Annotated in this window: 16 protein-coding genes; 7 read left to right on the top strand and 9 right to left on the bottom strand. The window is 35.1% G+C overall.

Annotated elements, in window-relative coordinates:
* Positions 1–24: 24 nt before the first annotated feature.
* Together C8N28_RS03575 and C8N28_RS03570 are read right to left on the bottom strand one after the other, a co-directional pair.
* A complete protein-coding gene (locus C8N28_RS03575; protein ID WP_132221594.1) occupies positions 25–1659 on the bottom strand; it encodes a RagB/SusD family nutrient uptake outer membrane protein in 1635 nt (544 codons plus the stop codon).
* A gap of 34 nt (positions 1660–1693) precedes the next feature.
* The gene (locus tag C8N28_RS03570) at positions 1694–4684 is read right to left on the bottom strand and encodes a SusC/RagA family TonB-linked outer membrane protein (RefSeq protein ID WP_132221592.1); all 2991 of its coding nucleotides are present in this window, start codon (positions 4682–4684) and stop codon (positions 1694–1696) included.
* A 163-nt stretch (positions 4685–4847) separates the two neighbouring features.
* Between C8N28_RS03570 and C8N28_RS03565 the strand changes: the two genes are divergently transcribed.
* The 4 genes from C8N28_RS03565 to C8N28_RS03550 all read left to right on the top strand — a co-directional run bounded on the left by C8N28_RS03565 (position 4848) and on the right by C8N28_RS03550 (position 12397).
* Positions 4848–6242, top strand: coding sequence for a sensor histidine kinase (locus C8N28_RS03565; RefSeq protein WP_132221590.1), 1395 nt, complete (start codon positions 4848–4850; stop codon positions 6240–6242).
* The gene (locus C8N28_RS03560) at positions 6239–6937 is read left to right on the top strand and encodes a response regulator transcription factor (protein WP_132222539.1); all 699 of its coding nucleotides are present in this window, start codon (positions 6239–6241) and stop codon (positions 6935–6937) included. Before C8N28_RS03565 ends, C8N28_RS03560 begins: the two co-directional genes overlap by 4 nt.
* Before the next feature lie 423 nt (positions 6938–7360).
* Positions 7361–10435, top strand: a complete 3075-nt coding sequence (locus C8N28_RS03555) for a SusC/RagA family TonB-linked outer membrane protein (RefSeq protein WP_132221588.1) — start codon at positions 7361–7363, stop codon at positions 10433–10435.
* A gap of 12 nt (positions 10436–10447) precedes the next feature.
* Positions 10448–12397, top strand: a complete 1950-nt coding sequence (locus C8N28_RS03550) for a RagB/SusD family nutrient uptake outer membrane protein (protein WP_132221586.1) — start codon at positions 10448–10450, stop codon at positions 12395–12397.
* A gap of 87 nt (positions 12398–12484) precedes the next feature.
* Here the strand turns inward: C8N28_RS03550 and C8N28_RS03545 are convergent, their stop codons facing one another.
* Genes C8N28_RS03545 through C8N28_RS03535 form a run of 3 tightly spaced genes read right to left on the bottom strand, consistent with a single transcriptional unit; the run spans position 12485 to position 18561 of the window.
* Entirely contained in the window at positions 12485–15337 is a 2853-nt protein-coding gene (locus C8N28_RS03545) for a glycosyl hydrolase 115 family protein (RefSeq protein ID WP_132221584.1), read from the bottom strand.
* Between the two features lie 43 nt (positions 15338–15380).
* The gene (locus C8N28_RS03540; RefSeq protein ID WP_132221582.1) at positions 15381–17516 is read right to left on the bottom strand and encodes an alpha-glucuronidase family glycosyl hydrolase; all 2136 of its coding nucleotides are present in this window, start codon (positions 17514–17516) and stop codon (positions 15381–15383) included.
* Positions 17517–17520: 4 nt separating this feature from the next.
* Complete coding sequence (locus C8N28_RS03535) at positions 17521–18561, bottom strand: LacI family DNA-binding transcriptional regulator (protein ID WP_132221580.1); 1041 nt, start codon at positions 18559–18561, stop codon at positions 17521–17523.
* A 386-nt stretch (positions 18562–18947) separates the two neighbouring features.
* On the opposite strand from C8N28_RS03535, the gene C8N28_RS03530 reads away from it, so the two are divergent.
* Both C8N28_RS03530 and uxuA read left to right on the top strand, forming a co-directional pair.
* Positions 18948–19769: an SDR family oxidoreductase gene (locus C8N28_RS03530; protein ID WP_132221578.1), complete on the top strand. Its 822-nt coding sequence runs from the start codon at positions 18948–18950 to the stop codon at positions 19767–19769.
* A gap of 30 nt (positions 19770–19799) precedes the next feature.
* A complete protein-coding gene (uxuA, locus tag C8N28_RS03525; protein ID WP_132221576.1) occupies positions 19800–20966 on the top strand; it encodes a mannonate dehydratase in 1167 nt (388 codons plus the stop codon).
* 58 nt (positions 20967–21024) lie between these two features.
* Here uxuA and C8N28_RS03520 read toward each other — a convergent pair whose 3' ends face one another.
* The 3 genes from C8N28_RS03520 to C8N28_RS03510 form a co-directional block, all read right to left on the bottom strand.
* Positions 21025–22002, bottom strand: a complete 978-nt coding sequence (locus C8N28_RS03520) for a diaminopimelate dehydrogenase (protein WP_132221574.1) — start codon at positions 22000–22002, stop codon at positions 21025–21027.
* A 95-nt stretch (positions 22003–22097) separates the two neighbouring features.
* The gene (locus C8N28_RS03515; protein ID WP_132221572.1) at positions 22098–23189 is read right to left on the bottom strand and encodes a hypothetical protein; all 1092 of its coding nucleotides are present in this window, start codon (positions 23187–23189) and stop codon (positions 22098–22100) included.
* Positions 23190–23816, bottom strand: a complete 627-nt coding sequence (locus tag C8N28_RS03510; protein ID WP_165870295.1) for an ATP-binding cassette domain-containing protein — start codon at positions 23814–23816, stop codon at positions 23190–23192.
* Between the two features lie 182 nt (positions 23817–23998).
* Here C8N28_RS03510 and C8N28_RS03505 point away from each other — a divergent pair, with 182 nt between their 5' ends.
* Positions 23999–24478, top strand: coding sequence for a DinB family protein (locus tag C8N28_RS03505; protein WP_132221568.1), 480 nt, complete (start codon positions 23999–24001; stop codon positions 24476–24478).
* A gap of 73 nt (positions 24479–24551) precedes the next feature.
* Here C8N28_RS03505 and C8N28_RS03500 read toward each other — a convergent pair whose 3' ends face one another.
* Positions 24552–25031 carry a DUF4199 domain-containing protein gene (locus C8N28_RS03500; protein WP_132221566.1) on the bottom strand — a complete coding sequence of 160 codons (480 nt, stop codon included), beginning with the start codon at positions 25029–25031 and terminating at the stop codon, positions 24552–24554.
* Positions 25032–25152 lie beyond the last annotated feature (121 nt).

Raw genomic sequence — 25152 nt, 5'->3', positions numbered from 1 at the left:
TGATTAGTTTTATTTTTTGTGTGATTAATTTTCATATCCTGGATTTTGAATCAAATTAGGATTTGCTGCAATTTGTGTATGAGGAATAGGATAAACCTCTTTATTTATATCTCCTGTTGGCTCATGATCCCACCACGCTCCATTAATATATTTCCCAAATCGAATTAAATCTGTCCTTCTTTTCCCTTCAAAGATAAACTCTCTACCTCGTTCTGCAAGTAATTCATCTAAAGTTAAAGAAGCGGTTGTATATTGTTCTGCAGGCCAATCAGCAGCAGAAAATGCTCTCTTTCTACTTTCATTAATTAATTCAACTGCTTCAGAAGTTGCTGAACCGCCATTTTTTCGCATAATAGCTTCTGCTTTATTAAAGTAAATTTCAGTTAAGCGATAGAGAATATAATGATTTTCTAAATAATTAGGATCATCTAGAGTTCCAGATTTATATTTATTGAAACGTGCTCCACTGTTTTCTTCTCCTTCAGCCATACTGCCTTCACTAGTTAAGTCGCCTTCACTTTCACGACGAATGCTGTTTACAAAAACAAGTGGTTTTCCGCTCCATTCTTCACTTCCCATAACTGGAGTTGTTGTTCCGTACTTGTATTGAGGGCCAAAAAGGAACCATTCTTTTTTACGTAAATCATTGTCTGAATAGGCATCAAATGCGCTAGGAATTACTACAAAAGCATTCCAACCTCCGTATCCTACATTTAGTACTTCTTTCATTGAATCGTATCCCATAAAGAAGCCACCCCAACCGAACTCAAAGCCTCCTTTACGACTATAAGCAACCTGAAATAAAGCTTCAGGTGAGGTTTTATTAACATTGCTGAAATTTAATTCGAGATCAGGAGCTAATTTAGGTCCACCATTAATACCACCTGCCGATCCGCTAATTATTTTATCGGATGCTTCAATGCACTTGTCCCACATAGGAGTTCCATGCCATTTTTCTGCATTCAGATACAACTCTGATAACATGGCATAGCCAGCAGCTTGTGAAACTCTACCAATTAATGCATTTGAATAGGGTTGTAAAGCGGGAACATAGGTTTCCAATTCACTTTGAACAAATTCAAATACTTCTTTGCGAGATTGTGTTGGTGGGTTTAAAGGTTCAGCTACAGTAGTCACTATAGGTACGTTGCCCCATAAATCCATAATTTTCATATAATGAAATGCTCTCAATACCTTCAATTCGGCTAAAATTGATTTCATCTCAGTTTCTGTCATACCTAATTTGACGTAATCTAATTTTGATAGATCTTCTATCGCCGAATTTACATAACCTACTCCAGTCCACATTAATTCCCAGGTTCCACGCATTCTGCCCTCATTGGGGGTCCAAGTATGGTAATGTTGGCGAAAATGATCTCCACCATCGTAACCATGACGGCCTTTTTGAGGCCATGCCAACTGATCGGATGATAACTCAGAATGATAATAATATGCACTTTGGCCAGTTGGAGCAATCCAAGCTTGCATGTGAGTAAAGGGTCTTAAGGAGGCCTGCATTACTTCAAGCTTATTATTATAGAAATTCTTTTCGTTCAATTCATTGTACAATTTTTCATCTAGTTTCGTACAATTACTTAGCGATGCCATAAATAAGCTTGCGATGCTTATGAAAAGGGCTTTATTTATATATTTCTTCATTGATATCTATTTAAAATGTTGGAAAAATAATATGTTAGAATCCGACGTTTAATCCAATAGTCCAAGATTTTGTTCTTGGGTAGAAATCTCTCCGATCTACTCCAGTTTCAAATCCAGTATCCTGCAATTCTGGATCTATTCCGCTATATCCTGTTATTGTTGCTAAATTTCTTCCGGAAATATACAAGCGCATATTTCGGATATAAGGAGTCTTCAAATTAAATCGATAGCCTAATGTCAGGTTATCCAGTTTTACGAAACTTCCTCTTTCCAAATAGTAATCAGAATATTGTGGATCATCATTTAGTTCACTGTTTTTCCCTATAGCACTTTCTAATACGTTATTTGGTAACCATTTTTTATTTCCGAAGTAAAGTTCTTTGGTATTTAAGATGTCAAAATCAAATTTTCCTCTGAAAAATATTGTTAAGTCGAAATTCTTATAGTTAATGGTATTACTTAAACCTGCATGGTATTTTGGAACGCCGTTTCCAATTATTGCCAAATCGTCGTTATTCATTTCACTTGCTAATGCCTGACTTCCATCTGCTTTATAAAAAAGCCATTTCCCTTCATCAGTAAATCCTGCAAAGCGTTTTCCGTAAAAATTTCCTACTTCTCCACCTTCTTCCAATCTGAATGCATTTCCTAAATTACCCGGCGATGGAAGTCCGTAAAACTCTAAATAGTTTGCTTTAAAAACATCGTTCGATAATTTGGTAAGCTTATTAAACTGGGAACTTGCAGTTAGGTTTACATTCCAACTAAAGTTGTCATTTTGAATAGGTGTTGCTGATAGTAAAAGTTCTACTCCTTTATTACTAATAGAACCAACATTGGTATATAGGCTGTTTCTAACAAATGGAGGTTGTTGTGCATTGTACTGATACAGTAAATCTGTTGTTTTTCTTTTATATACATCCAACGATCCAGTAATGCGATTTTCAAGAACACCAAAATCTAAACCGAAGTTCCATTCTGCTTTACGTTCCCATTTCAAATCGGGGTTAGGGTTTCTTGCTGCACCGTAGGTTTGATAATAAACACCATCAATCGGATATACTCCTCCAGTACCAAGAGTTACCAAGGATTGGTAATTTGGAATACCTTGGTTGCCTGTTACACCATATCCTACACGAAGCTTTAAATTATTGATAGCTGGAATTTCCTGAAGAAATTCCTCTTCTGAAAGTGTCCATCCTAGAGACATTGCAGGAAAATTACCCCATTTATGATTAGCACCAAAACGAGAAGAACCTTCTCTACGTAAGATAACTTGTGCAAAATACTTTCCAGCATAGGCATAATTAACCCGTCCAAAAAAGGCAGCTAAACGGTTGTCGAACTTATTACTACCCATGCCAGGTCTAGGTAATTGGTCATTATTAATTGCACTTCCTGCACCTAAATTCCAGTCTAAAAAACCATCGGTTGTAAATCCATTGTTATTAACATTAAAGGTTTCTTCAGAACTGTATTGATAACTATAACCCAACACCGCGCTCAAAGCATGAACCTCTGCAAAGGTTTTACTATAATCTACCGTAGATTCAAAAGTTTGAGTCCAATCTAGAAAGTTGCTTTTATAGGCATAACCCATTCCTTGATAGTCGGAGGTAGGACGTTGATCCCAATCATTTTTTGATCTAAACTGCCTGTCGTTAAAATTGTTTCTAACGTATGATCCAAAAGCAGAAGCAGTTAATCCCTCAATTATTTCAACAGATAATTTTGCGTCGCCAGAAAAAGTCTGTTGATTTCGCTCATTAATTCTATTTGCCAGACGAGAAAGAGGGTTGTAGTTATTGTAGGCTTGAGTTTCAACAAAAGTGCCATCCTCATTATAAATTGGTGCAGTAGGATTACGTTGAATTGCTTGTTCAAAATAACCGCGATCACCTCCTAAAAGATTGGCTTTGTTAAAATTTGTTGCCACATTTATTTGTAATTTTAAGCGATCTTGTAAACCTGTTTGATTAAAATTTAATCGACCACCAAATTGTTTACGCCCGTTCTGAACAGCAATTCCATTTGCATCATTATAAAACACAGATGCTCTGTAGTTGGCTTTCGCTGTTCCTCCGGAGGCTGCCAGAGTGTGGTATTGACTCAGATTATTTTTATCGACCAGAAGGTCATATAAATCGGTAGAAGAACCTAAATCTTGAGAGCTGTTAATCACTCCGTCTTTAATTAAATTTCTAAATTGATCTGCATTTAAATAGGCAGGCTTCTTATCGATGAATTCGCGTTGAAAATAAGTTGAATATTCATATATTGGATCGCCTGATTTTCCCTTTTTTGTCGTGATTAAAATTACTCCCGCATTTCCTCGTGTACCATAAATTGCTGCTGCTGATCCATCTTTTAAAACATCAAAAGACTCTATGTCTTCTTGTTGCAGTAAATCCAGACTTCCGCCAGGAATACCATCGATCACAATGAGTGGTTCACGTGTTCCGGTGAGTGAAGTAATTCCTCTAAGTTGTATAGCCGTACCTGAATTCGGATTACTCCCCTCCGTTCTGGTAATGTTTAAACCAGCTACTTTTCCCTGTATTAAATCCATGGCAGATCTTGAACCACCTTGATTAAAGTCTTCTGCTTTTACTGTAGCAACTGCGGAAGTAACTTCGCTTCTTTTTTGAGTTCCATAACCAATTACGACTACTTCATCTAAAGCCTTTTTGTCCTCCTGCATTACAACGTTAATTAAAGTACGATTTCCTACTTTTTCTTCTTTTAATAAGAAACCTATGTAAGAAAACACTAAGACTTCTTCAGGTGAAGCTTCAATCGTAAAGCGCCCTTCATCGTTTGTTGAAGTAGCTCTGTTGGAGTTTTTAACATTCACCGAGACACCTGGCAATGTCTCTTGGTCAGCTCCATTTCTCACGATTCCTGTAATAGAATTTTGTTGTGAATAGGCATTATTTAAATTAAGAATCAGAAAAAAACTTAATAAAGTAAAGAATGGTTTTAATTTAAGAAATACCAGTTTCTCTTTTTGTAATAAATTTTTCATAGAATTTGATTTATCCTGTAAATGATTGGTTAACTGTTGGATAAAATTAGATATTATAGGCTGAGGGGCCTGTTAATGAATTCCTAATGAATTGTTAATGGATACTTAATATGATTTTCCTTAAAGAATATTCTCTAATTTTAGTTATTCCCATAATCTAAAAATGAGTTCAACCATCAAACTATATAAAGTTATTGCTTTGTTAAGTCTAGCAATATTGATCTTTGTTCAATCTAGATTGGTCTACAATACCGTTATATTAAATAACAAACAATATTACTTAAATGAAAAAGCCGCAATTAGCGAAAGCTATAATCAGATTATTCACAATGACAAGCTTTTTCCAGGAGGACAAAGCATCATAGATGGTTATATTAACCCTAAACTGCCAGAACTAGAGTTTCTCTATTATAATAATCGAAAAGAATTCACTAAAAAAGCACAATTGATTAGTGATAGTCTTTTTCAGAAACTTCGACAATCAAGCAATATGGATAGGGTAATTAGACATATTGTTATTGAGAACCAGTTAAAGGAAGACCTTCATTATGCTTTAGTTATTGAAAAATTAAAAATAACCTTTGACGGAACTGAGTTTATAGACTTATTTGATAGAAAGCCATCGAATGAATTGTCGTCTGTAATTAGTGGTGATTTAATTGACCTTAATCCACAGAATCTAATAACCTCATTAAAGGTAAGTAGCGCAGAACCTAATACTTATTCTCTTGTTTTTCTATTACATGTGGATACAAAAAATAGAATTCAGGCGATTTTGAAAAGCTCTTTATCAACATTTATTCTGTCTTTTATTTCCATCGTTTTAGTTATTGGTATTTATTTTTTAACGTATAAAAACTGGTTAAAGCAAAAAGCACTTTCTGAAATAAGATCAGACTTTATAAATAACATAACACATGAGTTTAACACACCAATTGCCACCATTCTTGTTGCTAATAAAAGCTTACAAAGGAAAAATATTGATGATGATAATAAAACGTTGTTAACTAATGTTATTGAGCGTCAAAGTTTGCGATTAAAAACTTTTGTAAGTCAAGTAGTAGACACCGTTAAGTTTAATAAAAAACAAATAAAAAAAACAAACCTAGAACTAATAGGATTCATAAATGAAATAACGCAAGAATATGAATTAAAGAAGGATAGGAATGTGGTATTCAGTAATAATTTTGATAATTATGAAGGAGTTATTATTAAAGCCGATCGTTTTTTGCTGATAACTTTATTAAATAATATTATTGATAATGCCATCAAGCATAATCTCTCCTCATCTAAATTAATTCACTTTGGCATAAAAAAGAATAATAATGAAATACGACTTTATATAACTGACAATGGTGTAGGAATTCCTAAAAATTTACGTAAAAAAGTTTTTGAAAAATTCTATCAAGCAGATATTAGAAAAAGTAACGGTGGTTTGGGTTTAGGGTTATTTTATGTAAACGAAATTATAAAAATGCATGAATGGCAATTGGAAATTCAGAGCAAGGAAGGACATTACACTACATTCTGTATCATTATAAAGAAAACAACGCTATGACAAAAAATATTCTTTATGTTGAAGATGAGGATGATCTTGGCAATGTAGTCAAGCAATATTTGGAGCTTGTAGGATTTAAGGTGAGTTGGTTCAAAACTGCAGAATCTGCTTATAGAATGTATTTAAAAGATAATGATTTTGACCTTCTTATGGTAGATATTCATCTTCCTGGATGTAACGGTTTTGATCTTGTGAATAAGGTCTTAAAGTTAAATCAAGATCAATACTTTGTGTTTCTAACAGCAAGAAATGAAAAACACGATCGGCTTACCGGATTAAAGCTTGGAGCAGACGATTACATTACTAAACCCTTTGACATTGATGAATTGGTGTTAAGGATTAATAATATTCTTAGAAGAAGCACTGAAAAAATTCCTTCAGATAATCCGGCTTGTCTGAAAATCGGTGATGTTGTTTTTAATCAAGATCTTTTAAGGTTGACTTTTCCAAACAATGAGGAAGTGTCTCTTACAATTAGAGAAGCTGAGCTATTACTCTATTTATATCGTTCTAGCAATCGAGTTCTTTCTAGAGAAGAAATATTAACGAACTTATGGGGTGAAAATGATTATTTCATGGGTCGAAGTTTAGATGTTTTTATTTCCAGGCTTCGTAAGGTGTTATCTCCTTCCAAAAGAATTCAAATCAATAATATTTATGGAGTTGGATTTGTTTTCCAAGAAATGAAAGTTTAAATATCTCATGGCAATATTCTGAGCCTTCAATAATTTATGTAGTTGTTAAATCTACCTAGTATCCTATTGGTTTGAAATAGTTAAAATATTTCTCTCATAAATACAATCGATAGCATTAGTATGGTATTCATTAAAGCCTGTTATTAGCATAATTTTGATTTTCTTAATATAAATTAATGCAATCGGTTGCAAAATATAATATTAATTGATACCTTTAATTTATCGCATGCTTATTTTGTAAAACATATACAATAATAGCACATATTTTTAACCATTAAATTATAACATTTATGAAGCACAAATACATTTCTGAACGCAGAATAGTTGCCGTCAACCTTTATTCCCGACAGTGACTTTTTAATTAAACCTTTAATTAGATCTGACTAATATCAGATACTGAAAAACCACTTTAAACTCTTAATTATGAAAAAAACTAAACAAAAAAGTTATTTAAAGGGTATAGCACTAGCCTTATTTTTGGTAGTGTTTACACCTTGCTTTCTCCTTGCACAAAGGACGGTTACGGGGAAAGTAATAAGTGAGGATGGAACTCCTCTAACCAATGCAAGTGTGCAGCTCAAGAATGGATCTATAGGTACGCTTAGTGCAAATGATGGAACTTTTACGATTGCTGTTCCAACAGGAGAAACAACCTTGGTTGTGTCTTTTATTGGTTTTATTAGCCAGGATGTAGACATTGCTGGTGAATCGCAGGTAATTGTTGTTCTGGAGTCTGAGAGCACTAGTTTACAGGATGTTGTAGTTGTAGGTTATGGAACACAAAGGGCAGAAGCAGTTACCGGTTCCGTTTCCTCTATACAAGGAGATGCGTTACGAGAGGTTCCCGCTGCTAATATTTCTCAGGCTTTACAGGGTCGTTTACCCGGAGTGGAGCTTTCACAAACTTCATCTCAGCCAGGGGCGGCCATGCAGATTAGAATAAGGGGTTCTCGTTCTCTATCTGCAAGTAATGATCCATTAATTGTGTTGGATGGAATACCTTTCGCAGGATCTATCGGAGATATTAACTCTAATGATATCAAGAGTATTGATATTTTGAAGGATGCATCGGCAACTGCTATTTATGGTTCAAGAGGTGCTAATGGGGTTATTATAGTAACAACTAATAAAGGTCAGATTGGTCAAAAGGCTAAGTTTAGCTATAATAGCTATGTTGGTACTAAAGATTTGTTTGCTAAATTTCCAATGATGAACGGTTCTGAATTTGCTGCTTTGCGTAAAGCTGCAGGTCAATACACCAATTCATTAGATGAGTCGGATGATACAAATACCGATTGGCAAGATTTATTATACAGAACCGGAATGACAACAAGCCATGATTTTGGTGTTTCTGGTGGAACAGAAAAAGGTACCTACTATTTTAATGCAGGTTACTTTGAAGATCAAGGAGTAATTCCTACTCAAGGATATAAACGTTATTCTATTCGTGGTAGCATTGATCAGGGAATTGGTGAATATTTCCGTGTTGGTTTTACTACAAACAGTAATTTCAATGTTACTCAAGGATCTAATGTAGGTATATATGGTGCATTAAGTATGTCTCCTATTGCAAATCCTTATAATGAAGATGGAAGCTGGAAAAGAACTATTAGAATGCCTTTAGATGAGACATGGTCTTATTCAAGAGATATTGTAAATAGTTTAAAAGATGAATGGTTAAGTCAGAATAGAGCATACGGAACATATAATACATTATATGGTGAAGTTAAAATACCTGGTGTTGAAGGTTTGAAATACAGAGCTAATTTAGGCTTAAACTATCGTCAGGCTAATGGTGGTAGCTACACAGGTACTGGAATAAATAGTTCTAACCCTGAAACGGTATCAACTGCATCTATTAGTAATGCAATGACTACTGATTGGACGATTGAGAATTTAGTAACCTACGATCGTACTTTTGCCGAGAAACATGATTTTAATGTAGTTGCATTATATTCTGCTTCAGAGAATCGTTTTAATGATTCTAGAATTTCAGCGAAAGATATTCCTGCTGATGCTTTCCAATTCTATAATTTAGGACAAGCTGCCGGAGAGATTACTGTTAATCCGAATGAACAAAACTATCGCGTAAGCGGTTTGATGTCTTGGATGGGAAGGGTAATGTATTCTTATGACAACCGATATATGATATCTGCTACATTACGTTCTGATGGTTCATCAAGGTTAGCAAAAGGACATCAATGGCATACATATCCTGCTGTTTCTGCCGGTTGGAATATCAGCAATGAATCATTTATGCAAGACGTTTCATTCATAAACATGTTAAAATTAAGAGCTGGTTATGGACAAACATCTAATCAGTCTGTTGCGCCATATGCTACACTTGGACGTTTAAGTACCCGCCCATATAACTTTGGTGACGAATATTCTACAGGATACTATGTAACTGAATTGCCGAATGCTGATTTAGGATGGGAGTATTCAGAAACATTTAACTATGGTGTTGATTTTGCATTATTAAATAATCGCTTGTCAGGTACAATCGAATACTATACTACAAACACAAAAGACCTTCTTTTAGGAGTTAATTTACCTTCTACTTCAGGAGTTGGCAGCTATACTGCCAACGTTGGCCAAACTCGTAATAAAGGTTTGGAGCTTTCTCTTAATGGTGTAATTGTGGACAATAATAATGGATGGACTTGGGAAGCTGGTTTTAACCTTTATGCAAATAGAAATGAGCTGGTTGCATTGGCATCTGGAGCTACTAGAGATGAAGGTAACTGGTGGTTTGTTGGTCATCCTATTGATGTAGTATACGATTATCAAAAAGTTGGTCTTTGGCAAGAAGGTGACCCTTACTTAAGCACACTTGAACCAGGTGGAAATGTAGGTATGATTAAAGTAAAATATACCGGTGAATATGCGGAAGACGGTACACCGCTTAGATCAATAGGCGCAGATGATAGACAAATCATGAGTATAGAACCTAAGTTTCAAGGGGGTTTAAATACACGTGTTTCTTATAAAGGTTTTGATTTATCAGCTATTGGTTCATTTAAAAGCGGTGGTACATTAATCAGTACTCTTTATTCTTCGGCTGGTTATCTTAATATGATGAGCGGACGTAGAAATAATGTGAAAATAGATTATTGGACTCCTGAAAATACAGATGCTACATACCCTAAACCAGGTGGAATTACAAGCAGTGATAATCCGAAATATGGAAGTACTTTGGGTTATTTTGATGCATCATACTTAAAAATAAGAACGCTATCATTGGGTTACAACTTTGACAATAATAATTGGTTAAAGGATATCGGTGTTAGCAGACTTCGTGTTTATTTAACTGCTCAAAATCCATTTGTTTTATTCTCTCCTTACAAGAAAGAATCTGGTATGGATCCTGAAACTAACTCGTATGGTAATGAAAATGCGGCAGTTGCATATTCTCAGAACTTAAGGAGGTTGCTAACAATAGGTACAAATGCTCCGGCAACTCGTAGCTATTTAGTTGGTATTAATTTAACATTTTAAAGATTGATGATCATGAAATATATAAATATAAAGACATTAATAGCAGTAGCTGTGATTTGTATGTTATCACCAAGCTGTAAAAAGATTTTAGAAGAGCAGCCGCGAAGCATTTACGAACCAGGCTTCTTCAAAACTGAGAAAGGAATCAGGGGTGGAATAACATCTATGTATGCTCATTTACGCTATATATATGGCCAAGCCTACTACTATAATGCTACACTTACAGGTACAGATGAAGTAACCTATGCTCAAAGTGCTGATGCTAACTTTAAAGATATGGACCTTTCTGGTATAGGACAGCTCACACCTTCGAGTAGCCGAGCTGATGTATTATGGGGTGCTGCTTTATCAAATATAAATACGGCCAGTGGTATTATCGAGAATGCAAGTGAAGTGGGTGTATCTGATGCGCTTGTTGCAGAAGCAAGGTTCTTCAGAGCATTTGACTACTTTCAATTAGTACAGACTTTTGGTGGGGTTCCATTAGATTTAGGCTCAGGAGAGCTGATGCCTAATGATAAACCTGCAAGAACATCTGTTCGTAATACCGTTCCTGAAGTTTATACTAAAGGGGTATTTCCAGACCTAATAAAAGCAGTGGATGATTTACCAATGGTTGGAAGAGTTACCGGTGGGGCTACAAAAACCCTTGCCCGTCTTTATTTGGCAAAAGCTTACCTTACTTATGCATGGTGGTTAGAAAATCCAAATAATATACCTACCTATCCACAAGCTGACAGAACAGATCCGGATGGACATAATGCTCAATGGTATTTTCAACAAGCATATGATATAGCAGCTGAGGCGATCGATAATCCCGGACCTTTTGGATTACAGGCAACTTACTATGATGTAAATGTTGGTACAAATGACCGGAATAATGAGATTCTTCTATATGCTGATCATACAGAAACAAGCGAATTTTATAATGCAAGTAGCCTTACATATTCCAATGGAGGTGCACCTGAAAATTTCGCTGGATGGATGATGACATGGAACTACACAGATATTAGGAGTGGGGCAAATGCAGACGGAAGTGGTGCTACAAGTTCTGTTCAGCGGGAAGCAGATCAACATTTAGGTCGTCCGTGGACTCGTATGGCTCCTACAATTGGTGCAATTGTAAATACCTTTGCTGATAAAACACTCGATTCTAGATACGATGGTACTTTTGTTAGCGTTTATAGAGGTAATTGGCCAAAAGGAGGTGTCTCAAATACAGTATTGTATAACGCAAACAATTTACCGGTTTCACCTGGAGATGCAATTTTAACTTTCTTGAATGAAGAACCAATTACTCCTATTGTTTATCCAAGTAATGAAGGGACTAGTAATATTGGGGCAGGAACATTACCTGGAAGATCAGATTACGTAGTGGGGCCACAAGGAATAAGCAGAATTGTGTATCCGGGACTTTGGAAACTTGGACCTTATCGTACTGACAATGGTGATGGATTAGGACAGCCAAATGCTGCAAGTACACGTCCTTTTAATATTGCTAAGTTTTCTGAGCTTTATTTTGTAGCTGCAGAGGCCGCAGTGAAAGGTGCTAATGTAAAATCTGGTAAGAGTGCTAGAGAGCTTATTAATGTTATTAGAGCAAGAGCTGGTAAATGGAGTTGGGATAATAATGGAAACGTTGCTAAGGTTGAAGATAATAGTGCGGCTATGACTGCACTTACTCCGGCTAACATCACCATTGATTATATTTTGGCTGAACGTTCACGCGAATACTATGGAGAAGGTTATCGCTGGTATGATCTGGTACGTACTCAGAAATGGAATGATTTAGCTTCTTCTTATAAAATAGCAGGAACTGCAAAAGGAGATCATACTGCAGTAACAGTTACTAGAACTATTGAACCATACCATTACCTTAGACCTATTCCTCAAGGTCAGATAGAGTCAATGTTAATGACTCCGGATGAAAAAGAGAAATATCAGAATCCGGGATATAACTAATTCCGGAACTCTGAGTTTTAACACAAACAAGAATGGCCATTCAATTATTGAATGGCCATTCTTGTTTGTGTTTCTTAGTTAATTGAACTATGGAATACTTACAAAGGTCTCTTCCGGACCAAGGAAGCTTGATTTCAACCCACCAGTATCTAATACTAGCTTCTGCAATACAACGCCAGCATCTACCATCCTGTATTTGATTGTGTGTTTTCCTGGCTTATTGAAGTGAAGCTTTGTTTTGAATATCTTAATGTTATCCGCAACCGACTTTCCCCAAGCTTTATTATCTTGATAATCTTCACTAATATTAACAATTACAGGCTCTTCATCATCTATTGAAACTGCAAACTTTAATCCATCACTGTTCGTAAAATCTATAGTTGGAGATATATAACTATGAAGAGTGAAATTCCCGGATTTATTTAAATAAATCGCATATTCCAAATGAGGGGAGTCTTTAGTTAATTCTTGAGGGCTTGTAGTTACAGGGAAAGTAGTCATTCCTCCTAAAGTTTTACCATAATCAGTAAGTGTTTTCCAAAAAATTGGTCGGCTATTAACAGCTTTGCTGTAATTTACACTCTCCATTGACACATAACCATTTTGTTCTATAAAGGTATTGATTTGATGGCTATTACCATCAGTGTTATCAGTATGGATAGTAAGCACCACAACAGAATTATCACTTCCTTTGATAGTCAATTTTGATAAATTGGTGCCTTTGGGTGCCTTGGTCCAATTAATACTTAATTGAACTCTTTGTTCTTCAGTAATTTGGCCTTTTGGATGGCTAATATTAATGTAATCTGGTCCCTGGATAGTGTACGTAATAGGTTGAACCCCTTTATTAAAAAGCTCTATATAATGATTTTTATTTTTTACTGAATAGAAAGTAGGAAAAGCCTCGTTTATTTCTGTTCTGCCCGTCCATGAAGTTTCACTACCTTCAATTGCTACTCCCATTTCCCCTTTATTTGTTACTTCTATTTTTTCAGTTTTTGGAATAACGTTTACCGGAGGTTGCTGCCAATAAGTATATCCAATATGAGTTTGATCCATCATATGATCCCATTTGCCATTCGCTAAAACCTTATTATAATAATGACTTATGATTGAATCTTTTTCAAAAAGCTCCGTTGTTTTCTGACTTAATTCATTTGTGCTATTTCTTCTTTGTTTTGCATATAAATGATTTTTTGCAACCGTATAATAAAGCTCATTTAAGTTTGCAGAAGCTAAGATCGGATGAAGAACCAATTGATAAAAAGCATCCTTTTGATCCTCTGGTATTTTATTATAGATAAAATTTGCTTGGTCTACTAAAAGGTTATAGTCATTCACAACTCTACCAAATTCATTGTAATTTACAAGGCTATATGTGTTTTCGTTTAAAAGTTCGGGTTTTATTCTTCCATTATATTTGGTGTATTCGTTTATTAGATATCCAATTTGAGAAGCATATTCCTTCCCGAATTGTTTATTAGCCCATTTAATAGTATATTCCATAAGCCTTTCATAAGGCAAAGCATCTGGATCCCAGGCATAATCCAAAAAGAACTCAATAGGGAATTCCATTGGTTTTAGATCTCCAACATTGACAATCCATAATTGGTTGGCATCGTATCGATAAGCCAAGTTCATCTGTTCCCAAACCTTTTGAATAGGGTTGGTGTTAATCCATTTGTAATTTCTTGGTCCGCCAACATAATCAAAATGGTAATAAATACCATACCCACCTTTTCGTGGTGCCTCACTTAATTTTGGAAGCATTCGTATATTTCCCCAATTATCATCACATAAAAGAAGAGTTACATCATCAGGAACTCGCATTCCCTTTTCATAATAATCCTGAACTTCTTTATATAATGCCCATACTTGCGGGGTTTCATTAGCAGGTTTACCACTTACCTTTTCAATGATCTCTCTTTGATCAGATACAATCTTTTCTAACAGGGCAGTGGCTGTTCCTTGTGTCATTGGCTCATCCCCGTCACCTCTCATTCCTACTGTGATAACTTGCTCATTACCAATTGTTCTTTTTAAGCCGCTCTCCCAAAATTCTTTCAATTTTTCAGAGTTCTTACTGTAATCCCATTCGTCAGAACCATATCTTCTCCATTCATCATGCGCTCTGGTTAAAGGTTCATGATGAGAAGTTCCTATTACAATCCCATATTCTTCAGCCTTAACCGGATTAAGTTTATCGTCATCATTAAATGCGCTTCCCCACATTGCCGGCCATAAATAATTTCCTTTTAACCGAAGTATAAGCTCAAAAACCTTTTCATAAAATTGATGATTGAAGCCTCCAAACTCTTTTTTCGCCCAGCCTGTTAATGCTGGTGCTTCATCATTTAAAAAAATACCGCGGTATTTCACAGCAGGCGAATTTATAAGATGGCGGCCGGCTAAAGCATAAATATTATCTTGCTTCTTTACAGGAACATCAGCCCAATAATACCAAGGAGAAACGCCTATCTGATAAGAAACTTCGTAGATTCCATAAATGGATCCTCTTTTATCACTACCCGCGATTACTAATGCGCTATCCACGTTTGGTAATGGATTTTTAACAACTTCAATGAGTGTACTTTCCCACCTACCTGCTATACCAGTTACATCTATTTTGTTGTCTCGAATTAGCTGGTCAATAACATCGCTATGTCCAATAGTACCAATAATGATAGCATAGCTAGCATTATTGGTGTTTAACCCTGGCTTTATTCCAGTTACTTTTTCAATATCTGTTTGCAGATCTATTGCAGCTCTAAGTACACCCTTATAATCATTGTCACTTACTATTATCGGACTTACTTTTCCTTTTTGGGCAATTGCGAAGCTTCCTTTTGAATAATAATCAGATATAAATGGATCGCTGCCAGCCTTTAGATTGAAAGTATTTCCAATAATTAATAAACATATAAATAGTAAGTTTTTCATAAGAATTTAATTGGATGCCACTAAATCTCATTAATATGAAAGCTTAATTGCCAGGTACATATTTAAATTCTAAACTTTCATAATATTCCAAATCGTGGTCTGGTTTAGGAAGACCGGCAGGAATCGGCCTGTTAGAGAAAGATTGGAAATATAAAACACAAGAGTTTCTCCACCATACAGCTTCTTCATATTGAATGGCTAATAGTTGTTTAACTGAGCGATGCCATTCTGCGTCCACTTTTCCTTCCAAAGCATTCCAGGTATTTTGCATTCCTTTCACTTGTTCAGCTCCTAAATAATAATGCTTTACAATTCCGTCCCAAAGAATGTCACCCGATTTAAGTTTATAGTCCCAAGGAAGATGGTGAAACCATAATAAGTATTCTTCCGGACAAGTATCTAAGTTGGCAAACTGTCGGGCCACTTCTGGAAAATATTGCGCTACAGCATTACTTCCTGTTGCAGTTCTGTCAAAACCAATTCCTTTATTATCGGCTTGATGGTAATAAACTGATGTCCAATCAGCTCTAGGTTTATCTTTAATCCATGGTCCCGGACCATAATGATGACTCCATCCCATTATATGATGAAGACCCAAAGGTGTCATATAATTAACAATAGTTTCTCTGGAACCCATCATCATGTTTTTAATCGAGTCTTCAGAAGCTTTGTCAGTATTGAAAGTCATTGGGATCCATTCGTCAGCAATTTCTTCAGAACTGAGCTCATAATCCCAGGCAAGACGGCCAAAGGCATACCAATTAGATTGTGCAAAAGGATGGCCGGTCCAATTTATATCATTACCAATATTTGCAACTCCGGCGATTGCCGACAGCGAATGATTGTCTAGCTTACCAGCAGTAATTTTCCCTACGGTTGAGCCTTTCCCTTTTGCATAAGTGTCAGCTTTTAAGTTCTCTTCAAATAAGGTTGCTAAATAAGCCAAGTTGGTAGACATTCCTAAGTATTCTTGTGTTATTTGTAGTTCCACCATTAAAGGAGTATTAGGCATTGCTCCAAATAATGGATGAAAAGGCTCTCTCGGCTGAAAATCAATAGCTCCATTTTTAACTTGGACTAATACGTTCTTGTCGAATTTCCCATCAAGAGGTTTAAATTCATTGTATGCTTGTTTCGCCCTATCATCTGGAACCTCGTTACTATAGACGAATGCTCTCCACATAATGATACCATTAAAAGGAGCCACGGCTTTTGCTAACATATTGGCACCATCCGCATGATTGCGACCATAATCTTGAGGACCAGGCTGACCTTCAGAATTTGCTTTCACTATAAAACCACCAAAATCAGGGATTACTTTATAAATTTCTGCCACCTTCTTTTCCCACCATTCAATCACTTGTGGATCTAAAGGATCGGCTGTAGGCAATTTTCCAAGCTCAATAGGGGAGCTAAACCGAGCTGGCAAGTAAACTTTTATACCATATGGACGGAAAGTATCTGCTAGAGCTTTCACTTTCTTAATCCATTCAGGCGTCAATATGGTTGAGTTAGCATTAACATTTGTTAATACCGTACCATTAATTCCGATTGATGCATTTGCTCTTGCATAATCAATATAACGTTGTTCTATATGGCCAGGAAGCGTCTGCCAATTCCATAAAGAGAATCCTGCATAACCCCTTTCAACTGTCCGGTCCAGGTTATCCCAATGATTTAAGATTCTATTTTCTATTTTCGGCTCTTCTGTAATAGATAGATTTTCTATAGGTAATTCTTGTTGCAGTATTCTTAAAAAGTTAAAAACACCATATAAAATCCCTATATCAGATTTGGAGCTAATAAGAATTACCGGTTTCTGATCGATAATTGTATTTTTAATGATATATCCATGTTCGTGATCCGGAACATCGACAGTTATTTTATGAGTTGGCTGATCCTCTTCTTTAAGGAGAACAATAGATCCTGGTTTTATAGTTGGGTCGCTTTGAACTTTCTTTTGTAAAAGGCCTTCTAATCCATTTTCTAATTCGTTTATAGCTATAGAGATAGTTTCAGACGACTTGAATGAATAAATAGAACTTATCTCTTCACGATAATTTTCTAAAATTTTTGTCTGATTTATTGCATCGTATTTTAACCATAATCGGTACCCATTATCAGCAAAGGCAGATAAGTTTAACAAAGTAAGTAAGAAAATGAGTTTTGTAGCTTTCATATTATTAGGTTTTATTTTTGTTCTTTTTTAAAGAAGATTTGCGAATAACCAGATCAGTATTTAATACAACTGTATTTGTAATACCCAGATCCCCATTTCCTTTTAAATGATTTACAAGGATGCGTGCTACACTTTCACCCATTTCTTTACCCGGGTAATTAATTGTGCTGATAGTCGGTTCAGTTACTTTACAAATCAAATCGTTGTTGAAGCCAATAATAGCAATGTCTTCTGGAACTCTGATGCCTGCCTGTTTTAATGTTGTAATAGCCAGGGCAGCAGCAAAGTCGCTGGTTATAAAAATACCATCGGGCAAAGTCTTCCTCTTTAGTACATCGTTTTTGAAGCAATCGATGATTGCTGATTCACTCAAGTCATTTGTAATAAACAGTTCTGGTTTATAGCTTATTTCATGATCAAGAAGAGCTTTTTTATAACCTTCAAAACGGTCTTTATAAACATTTCTATTTAAGTCACTTGTTATATGAAGAATGTTCTTGCATCCTTGTTCTATCAAATGTTTGGTTGCAGTATACCCGGCTTTGAAATTATCAATTATAACCTTTGTTGACGGGAGGTCTTCAGCAATACGGTCAAAAAGTATTAAGGGGACACCCTTTTTAATGAATGTTTTAAAATGATTAAAATCTTTAGTCTGATTAGATAAAGAAACAATAAGTCCATCAACCCTGCTATTAAACATAGTGACAGCATTGTTTTTTTCTTTCTCTTCAGATTCAAATGATTGACTGATAATCAAATTATATCCTGCATTATTAGCTATCTTTTCAATTCCTGAAATTACAGAAGACATAAACATACTGTCTAACTTTGGAACGATAACTCCAATCGTATTTGTACTCTGTTTTCTTAGGTTACTTGCAAACTTATTAGATCTATAATCTAATTCTTTTGCAAGATCCATTATCTTAGTTTTAGTTTTTATATTTATAGCCGGATGATCATTTAAACCTCTGCTTACTGTTGTCGGCGAAATGTTTAGCTGTTTAGCTATATCATATATTGTTATTTCTTTTTTAGCCATATGGTTAATTGGTTAGTATCACGTTTTAAAAGTACAAAGAATAATGATTGTTTGCAACCGATTGCATAAAATAATGTTTTCTTATATTTACTTAAATTATATTGCAAAGGCCTCGGGTAAGTTAGGTGTTATGTCCAAATGTTTTTATTAAAGTATAAAAATCTTTAGAATAGAGCAAGGTAAACATTATATTAGTTGTTAAAACTTTCAATTCATTATCAGAAAATACGAACGGAATATTTAATTCGTTCTTTGTTATTTTAAATAAATGTTATACTTTTATGCAATCGGTTGCAAGGCTGTATAAAAGATATAGATGTAGATTTATTAATTTAAAGGAATTGCTATTGTTGTTTATAGGAAAATAAAAATCGATTAAGAAAAACATGGAAGAGTTAAATCAGTTCTCGTTGAAAGATAAGGTAATTGTAATTACTGGAGCAACGGGAATATTAGGTGCATCATTTTCATTGGATGTAGCCAGGGCAGGAGCGAAGGTTGTAGTATTGGGAAGAAATAGAGAACGTGCAGATCAAAGAGTAGCCGCAATAAAGGCAATAGGTGGAGAAGCGTTTTCTATATTGGCGGATGTTTTAATAGAAGAGCAGATTTATGCTGCCAAAGAGCAAATTATAAACACTTGGGGTACAATTGATGGACTGGTCAATGCTGCTGGTGGCAATATTGCAGGTGCGGTTATTCAGCCTGATCAAAATTTGTTTGATGCAAAGATCGAATATACGCGTCAGGCCGTTGACTTGAATTTATTTGGAACAGTGATTCCGACACATATTTTTGGAAAAGTAATAGCAGAAAAGGGGAAAGGTTCTATCGTGAATATATCTTCCTTAGCTGCTCAGCAATCCATTACTCGTGTTTTGGGCTATACCATGGCAAAATCGGCTATTGAAGCTTATACCAAATGGATGGCTACTGAACTTGCCTTAAGGTATGGGGGAGGAGTGAGAGTAAATGCTATTGCTCCCGGAGTGTTTCTTACAGACCAAAACCGAGATTTGTTAATTAATTCTGACGGCACTTATACAGATAGAACAATGCGCTATATAAATAATACCCCTTATCAGCGTTTGGGAAAACCCGAAGAGTTAAGCGGAACGCTCATTTACCTGTTAAGCGACGCTTCTGGTTTTGTTAGTGGAGAAACAATATTAGTAGATGGGGGCTTTAATGCCTATAGTGGTGTTTAAAAGCTATATTACATATATAATTTAACGAACATGGCTTTATTACAAAGTTGGAGATGGTATGGTCCAAACGATCCGGTAACTTTACAAGATATTAAACAAGCAGGCGCAGAAGGTATTGTGACTGCATTGCATCAAGTAGCACATGGCGAAGTATGGTCTATTGAAGAAATATCAGAAAGAAAACAAATTATAGAGAAGGCCGGACTTCAATGGGTAGTAGTAGAAAGTGTACCCGTACATGAAGAGATAAAAACGAGAGGCAGCAATTGTGAATTATATTTGTCTAATTATCGGCAAACTCTACAAAACCTGGCTGCTTGTGGACTTCAAACAGTATGTTATAATTTTATGCCTGTTCTTGATTGGACACGCACCGAATTAGACTATATGTTGCCCAATGGCGCAAAAGCGTTGTACTTTAATTGGGTTGATCTGTCCATTTTTGATTTATTTATCTTGAAGAGAGAAAATGCAGATCGTGACTATCCCGAAAAAGTAGTTCAGCAGGCACAGAGTAAGTTTGCAAAGATGACTCCAGTTGAAGTTCAAGTACTTAAAGAAAATATACTAATGGGTGTTCCTACTGAAGGAGGCGTTACCATTGATCAATTGACAGAAAGTATTGAAATATATAAAAAGATTGGATTCGATGGCTTACGTAAAAACTTAGCCTACTTCTTGCAGTCTATTATGGATACTTGTCAGCAATTGAATATTAAAATGACGATTCATCCAGACGATCCACCATATTCTATTCTTGGATTACCTCGGATAGCAAGTTCCAAAGAGGATTTATTGCACATTATCGAATCTGTAGATCACCCTTCAAACGGTATTTGTTTATGTACAGGATCTCTGGGTGCAAATAGCAATAATGATCCTGTAGAAATACTGAAAGCAGTAGGACATAGAGTTTATTTTGCACATTTACGAAACGTAAAAAAAGATGCAGATGGGAATTTTTATGAATCTGATCATCTCACTGGTGATGTAGATATGCACGGCGTAATGAAAGAATTAATAGCAATTAATCAACAAAGAGAGGTGCCTATTCCTTTTCGGCCTGATCATGGGCATCAAATGCTTGATGATTTAAATAAAATCACCAATCCTGGTTACTCAGCTATTGGAAGATTAAAAGGTTTAGCTGAATTAAGAGGACTTGAGTTGGGAATTGAAAAAACAATTAATCAATAAAGAATGTGTTTTTTCAATCCCACCTTATGTATATGTAAATGAAATTTACCAGACTAGATTATAATAAAGACTTTCTAAGCTCTTCAGGCGACTTAGGAGATAAATATCCTAAAGGAATATCAAAAACAGTCCGAGCACCTATTTGCCCTTCTTTCGCCATTTTTCCTACAGCTCTTGTATAAGCTACTAAAACGCTGGCTGTAAATTCTGGATTGCTTTCTAAGGCTAAACTGAATTCAATTCTTTGTTTTGAACCATTGCCCGTAATGCCTGAACGAAAAACAACCCCTCCATGAGGCATTCCCGAATGATTCGCTAATAACTCTTCTTCATTAATAAAATTAACAGTAGTCTGATATTCATCAAAGTAATGAGGCATTTTAATAATGTTGTTTTCTATATCAGATAAATTGGCACCTTCATTTGCAACAACATAACAAACCCTTTGATGTTTTTCCGCAGTCGAAAGTTGTGGGTTTTCACCAGCCCGAACCCTTTCTATCGCACTATCAATGGGTATTGTATATTGAACTCCATTTTTAACACCAGGAACACGCCTTACAGCATCTGAATGGCCTTGACTTAGGCCTTTACCCCAAAAAGTATAATCTTCACCTTGCGGTAAAATGCTCTGACCAAGCAATCTAGCCATTGAGAATAACCCCGGATCCCAGCCTGTAGAAATAAGGCTCAATTTATTGCTGGATCTGGAAGTTTCATCAACCAGTTTGAAATATTCCGGGATCTTCGCATGTGTATCATAGCTATCTACTGTATTAAATAATTTAGAAATCACTATTACTTGCTCTGGCAAGTCTTTCGCAGATCCTCCACAAAGAATCATTACATCAATTTTACCTTTAAAATCTTCTATCCTTGAAATAGAAATCACTTTAGAATTGGTATTCAAATCATCTGGCTGCCTTCTTGTGAAAATTGCAATTAACTCCATATCAGGATTCTGCAAAATTGCTAATTCTACGCCCTTCCCCAAATTTCCATAACCTACAATACCAACTCTTAAAATATCATTCATAATGTTTCTTGTTTTTTGATTTATTTTTCTTTGCTCTTAATTTTAACCTGCTAAGTTAAATAAAAAGCAAATATGCATTCGATAATACTGCAAAATTAGATCTCTCTTAAGTCGGTTTTATTAAACCTAAAAAGGTAAAACATCAAAGAACAAGTAATCATTAAAATGCTAAACACGATATAGTAGCTACCTAGTATGACATACAAGGCTATGAAAAAGAAAAATAGAAGGAACTTCAAATAGGTCTCAGTATTTAATTTAATCATATTTAAAATAGTTACTAAGAAAAGTAATGCAGAAAGTCCAAACAAGAAGCCATTAGCAATTGCATATAGATTATAGTCTGCTGCCATCGTAAAAAGCGTCCATTCCGGAATCAAAATGATAGCAAAAAGCAATAGCCAATTCCATAGTCTTTTAGTGATTTTAATGGGCAAACTTCTAACGAAGTTCATCTGTTCAGTTTCAAATCTTAATAAGCTCAGTACTAAGGCCGAGTGGCATATTATTGCTGCCAACAGAGCAGTAAGTAAAACTTTAATATCATTTCCAACGTCAGCAAACATCCATAAAACACCTTTAAATAAAATAGCGGATATAATTTTGCACATCAACAACATCACTAGCTGTTCATTGAAAAGATAAAATATTGGCCAGCTAAAGAACGGTCGTTTTATTTGAAGGTTGAATCTTACCTGTCGGTTTTCCTGTTTTAAAAAGCTGAAAGTTAAAGAATGAAACCGCAGCCAGGCTAATAGAACTGATAAAGTAAGAAAGATTAATACAATACTAATTACGCTGCTATACAATTGGAATTTTAAACCAAGTATAATTAGCAAAACAACGTAGATGAGAATTGGTAAAAGAAAGATCGAATACAACTTTAGCCATAGCTTTAACTGAAAATTTTTTTCTCGTGAACCTATTTCTTTTGTGAAGTTGTATTGCTCTAAACTAAGTTTCTGACTGATGTATAAATGAACTTTCGCACAATATAAGAGCCAGCAAATCGATACAAGCATTATTCCCAGAGGAGAAGAAAGGCTCATTAGTAATAAAGCTTGATGGAATTCAATTAATTGAGAAGCCTCAACAACCCCAAATAAAATATAAAACCCAAAAAGGAATAATCCTGCATGTTGTTTATAAAATTCCTTTGCTAAACTATTGACCAGTAATTTAAACATCTATAGCTTGACGATTTGTTTATCAATAATCTGGAATGTTGTATCCAAGCTTAATTTGTTAATATTAATATCCTGATGTGAGGACAATAAAAAACTTTTCCCTTCTAAAGCTTTTGTTTTGATTAAACCATAAAGCTTATCTGAAGAAACCGTATCAATTGTAATTAAAGGTTCATCCAAGATGTATAGATCTGGATTTCCAATAAAAGCACAAATCAGCGATAACTTTTTCAACATTCCACTCGAGTAACCACCTATTTTGTTATTTAGAAAAGCAGTCATCTCGAAGTGATCAACAAGGTATTCTACTTCTTTAGTATCAGCTTCTCGGATTTCCTGATAGAAATCAATGAATTCTTTTCCCTTTATGAATAAAGGATACTGCGGTTCTGCTTCGGCAAAGCTGATTTTGGAACGAAATAATATGGGTTGCTTTTTTAAATTGATCCCTTTAAATTCCACTTCTCCATTAAAAGGTATTTGTCCAGAAATGATTCGGAATAAGGTCGATTTCCCAGTTCCATTTCCACCTTTTAGCCAGTGTATTCCCTTTTCTACTTCCCATGTGTTGAAGTTTAATACTTCATTACTGCCGTATTTTTTACTGATATTGGTTAATCTTAACAAAATATTAAGCTTTTAATTCTGATGATGTATTTTATTCTGGAATATAAAATTATCTAATCTAAGATAGTTCTTTCTCAATACAATTCTATGTATAGATATCTACAACCTTCAAAAATGCTGCTGACATACTGTTGTCACATCCCATTTTAATTTTGCTTTACAAAACAATAAAAAAATATATTATGAATACAGCAACCCAAATCATTAGTTCAAAAGATCTATTAAAACACTGGCAAGGACATAGAAGTTTAACTCGTCGTGTGATTGAAGCATTCCCAGAAAAAGACTTTTTCGAATTCTCTATTGGAGGAATGAGACCTTTTTCAGAATTAACTTCAGAGCTTCTTGCTATCGGAGCTCCCGCTATGAAAGAAATCGTAAATCGAGAAGGAAAACCCTATGACGAAGCCTCCAAAAAACTAAGCACCAAGGCACAATATCTTGAAAAATGGGATGAAGCTACTGAAGAGATTAACAACTATTGGCGCCAACTAAAAGATGAGAACTTTAGTCAGACTTTTAATCTTTTCGGACAGTATGAATTCCCGGTTATTGAAAATATTTTCTATTTTATTGATAATGAAATTCATCATCGCGGACAAGGTTATGTTTATTTGAGAATCCTGGGAATCGAACCTCCATTCTTTTGGGAGAGAGGATAAGTGTACAATTCAGGCGTCAATATATAATTAAATCTGACGCCTTTATTATTCTCATAATTAAATCTGATGGCTATTAATTTCTTGTCCTGCAAAAGAAAGCAACTATTGCTGTTGTTATAATTCCCATAACAGGTGTGCCGATAGAGTTTTGAACAATGTAGCTTTTCAAATTGAAATAATCTTGTGCTTCTGACAAGGTCATTTTTCTGTTTTCTACTGCATATTTAATAGCCTGATCAAAATAGTCAGGGGTAATAAATACAGAAACAATATATTGTGTAAGAGGTGCCAGTATCGTCAATATAACGGTGATAATGAGCCCACTCATAAAACCTTGTTTATAAGTCATTACGCCATTATAGAACTTCTTTCGTTTATTTAATAAAGCAAACGCATAAATTGCAATAGCGGGGATAGCAAAAAGGTTCGTGATAATTTCATGATGTTTAATATATTGATCGTGTAACCCAATCAATTTCTCCATGAACATCCAAGCAAAAGTTACTATTAGAAAAATTATCGCCCATTTGATTTCAATTTTAATGTTTTTCATAGGTTGATTTTAAGTATTAATAGTGGCTTTCATTATTAAAGTTACTACATGTTCGTTAACATCAGATAAACTTTTTATATAATTACAAGCCATACCTATTTTAGGTATTGAGTTGCTATTT

The sequence above is a fragment of the Albibacterium bauzanense genome, assembly GCF_004339765.1.
GTDB classification, from domain to species: Bacteria; Bacteroidota; Bacteroidia; order Sphingobacteriales; family Sphingobacteriaceae; genus Albibacterium; species Albibacterium bauzanense.
Note: the sequence above shows the minus strand (reverse complement) of the source record. Positions and strands in the feature narration are given on the sequence as shown.

Bases quoted from the DNA above. Each gene is read 5' to 3' on its own strand.
- C8N28_RS03515 (WP_132221572.1), bottom strand. From the start codon at position 23,189: ATGTTTAAATTACTGGTCAATAGTTTAGCAAAGGAATTTTATAAACAA.
- C8N28_RS03535 (WP_132221580.1), bottom strand. From the start codon at position 18,561: ATGGCTAAAAAAGAAATAACAATATATGATATAGCTAAACAGCTAAAC.
- C8N28_RS03505 (WP_132221568.1), top strand. From the start codon at position 23,999: ATGAATACAGCAACCCAAATCATTAGTTCAAAAGATCTATTAAAACAC.
- C8N28_RS03520 (WP_132221574.1), bottom strand. From the start codon at position 22,002: ATGAATGATATTTTAAGAGTTGGTATTGTAGGTTATGGAAATTTGGGG.
- C8N28_RS03530 (WP_132221578.1), top strand. From the start codon at position 18,948: ATGGAAGAGTTAAATCAGTTCTCGTTGAAAGATAAGGTAATTGTAATT.
- C8N28_RS03500 (WP_132221566.1), bottom strand. From the start codon at position 25,031: ATGAAAAACATTAAAATTGAAATCAAATGGGCGATAATTTTTCTAATA.
- C8N28_RS03550 (WP_132221586.1), top strand. From the start codon at position 10,448: ATGAAATATATAAATATAAAGACATTAATAGCAGTAGCTGTGATTTGT.
- C8N28_RS03570 (WP_132221592.1), bottom strand. From the start codon at position 4,684: ATGAAAAATTTATTACAAAAAGAGAAACTGGTATTTCTTAAATTAAAA.
- uxuA (WP_132221576.1), top strand. From the start codon at position 19,800: ATGGCTTTATTACAAAGTTGGAGATGGTATGGTCCAAACGATCCGGTA.
- C8N28_RS03540 (WP_132221582.1), bottom strand. From the start codon at position 17,516: ATGAAAGCTACAAAACTCATTTTCTTACTTACTTTGTTAAACTTATCT.
- C8N28_RS03575 (WP_132221594.1), bottom strand. From the start codon at position 1,659: ATGAAGAAATATATAAATAAAGCCCTTTTCATAAGCATCGCAAGCTTA.
- C8N28_RS03555 (WP_132221588.1), top strand. From the start codon at position 7,361: ATGAAAAAAACTAAACAAAAAAGTTATTTAAAGGGTATAGCACTAGCC.
- C8N28_RS03545 (WP_132221584.1), bottom strand. From the start codon at position 15,337: ATGAAAAACTTACTATTTATATGTTTATTAATTATTGGAAATACTTTC.
- C8N28_RS03565 (WP_132221590.1), top strand. From the start codon at position 4,848: ATGAGTTCAACCATCAAACTATATAAAGTTATTGCTTTGTTAAGTCTA.
- C8N28_RS03560 (WP_132222539.1), top strand. From the start codon at position 6,239: ATGACAAAAAATATTCTTTATGTTGAAGATGAGGATGATCTTGGCAAT.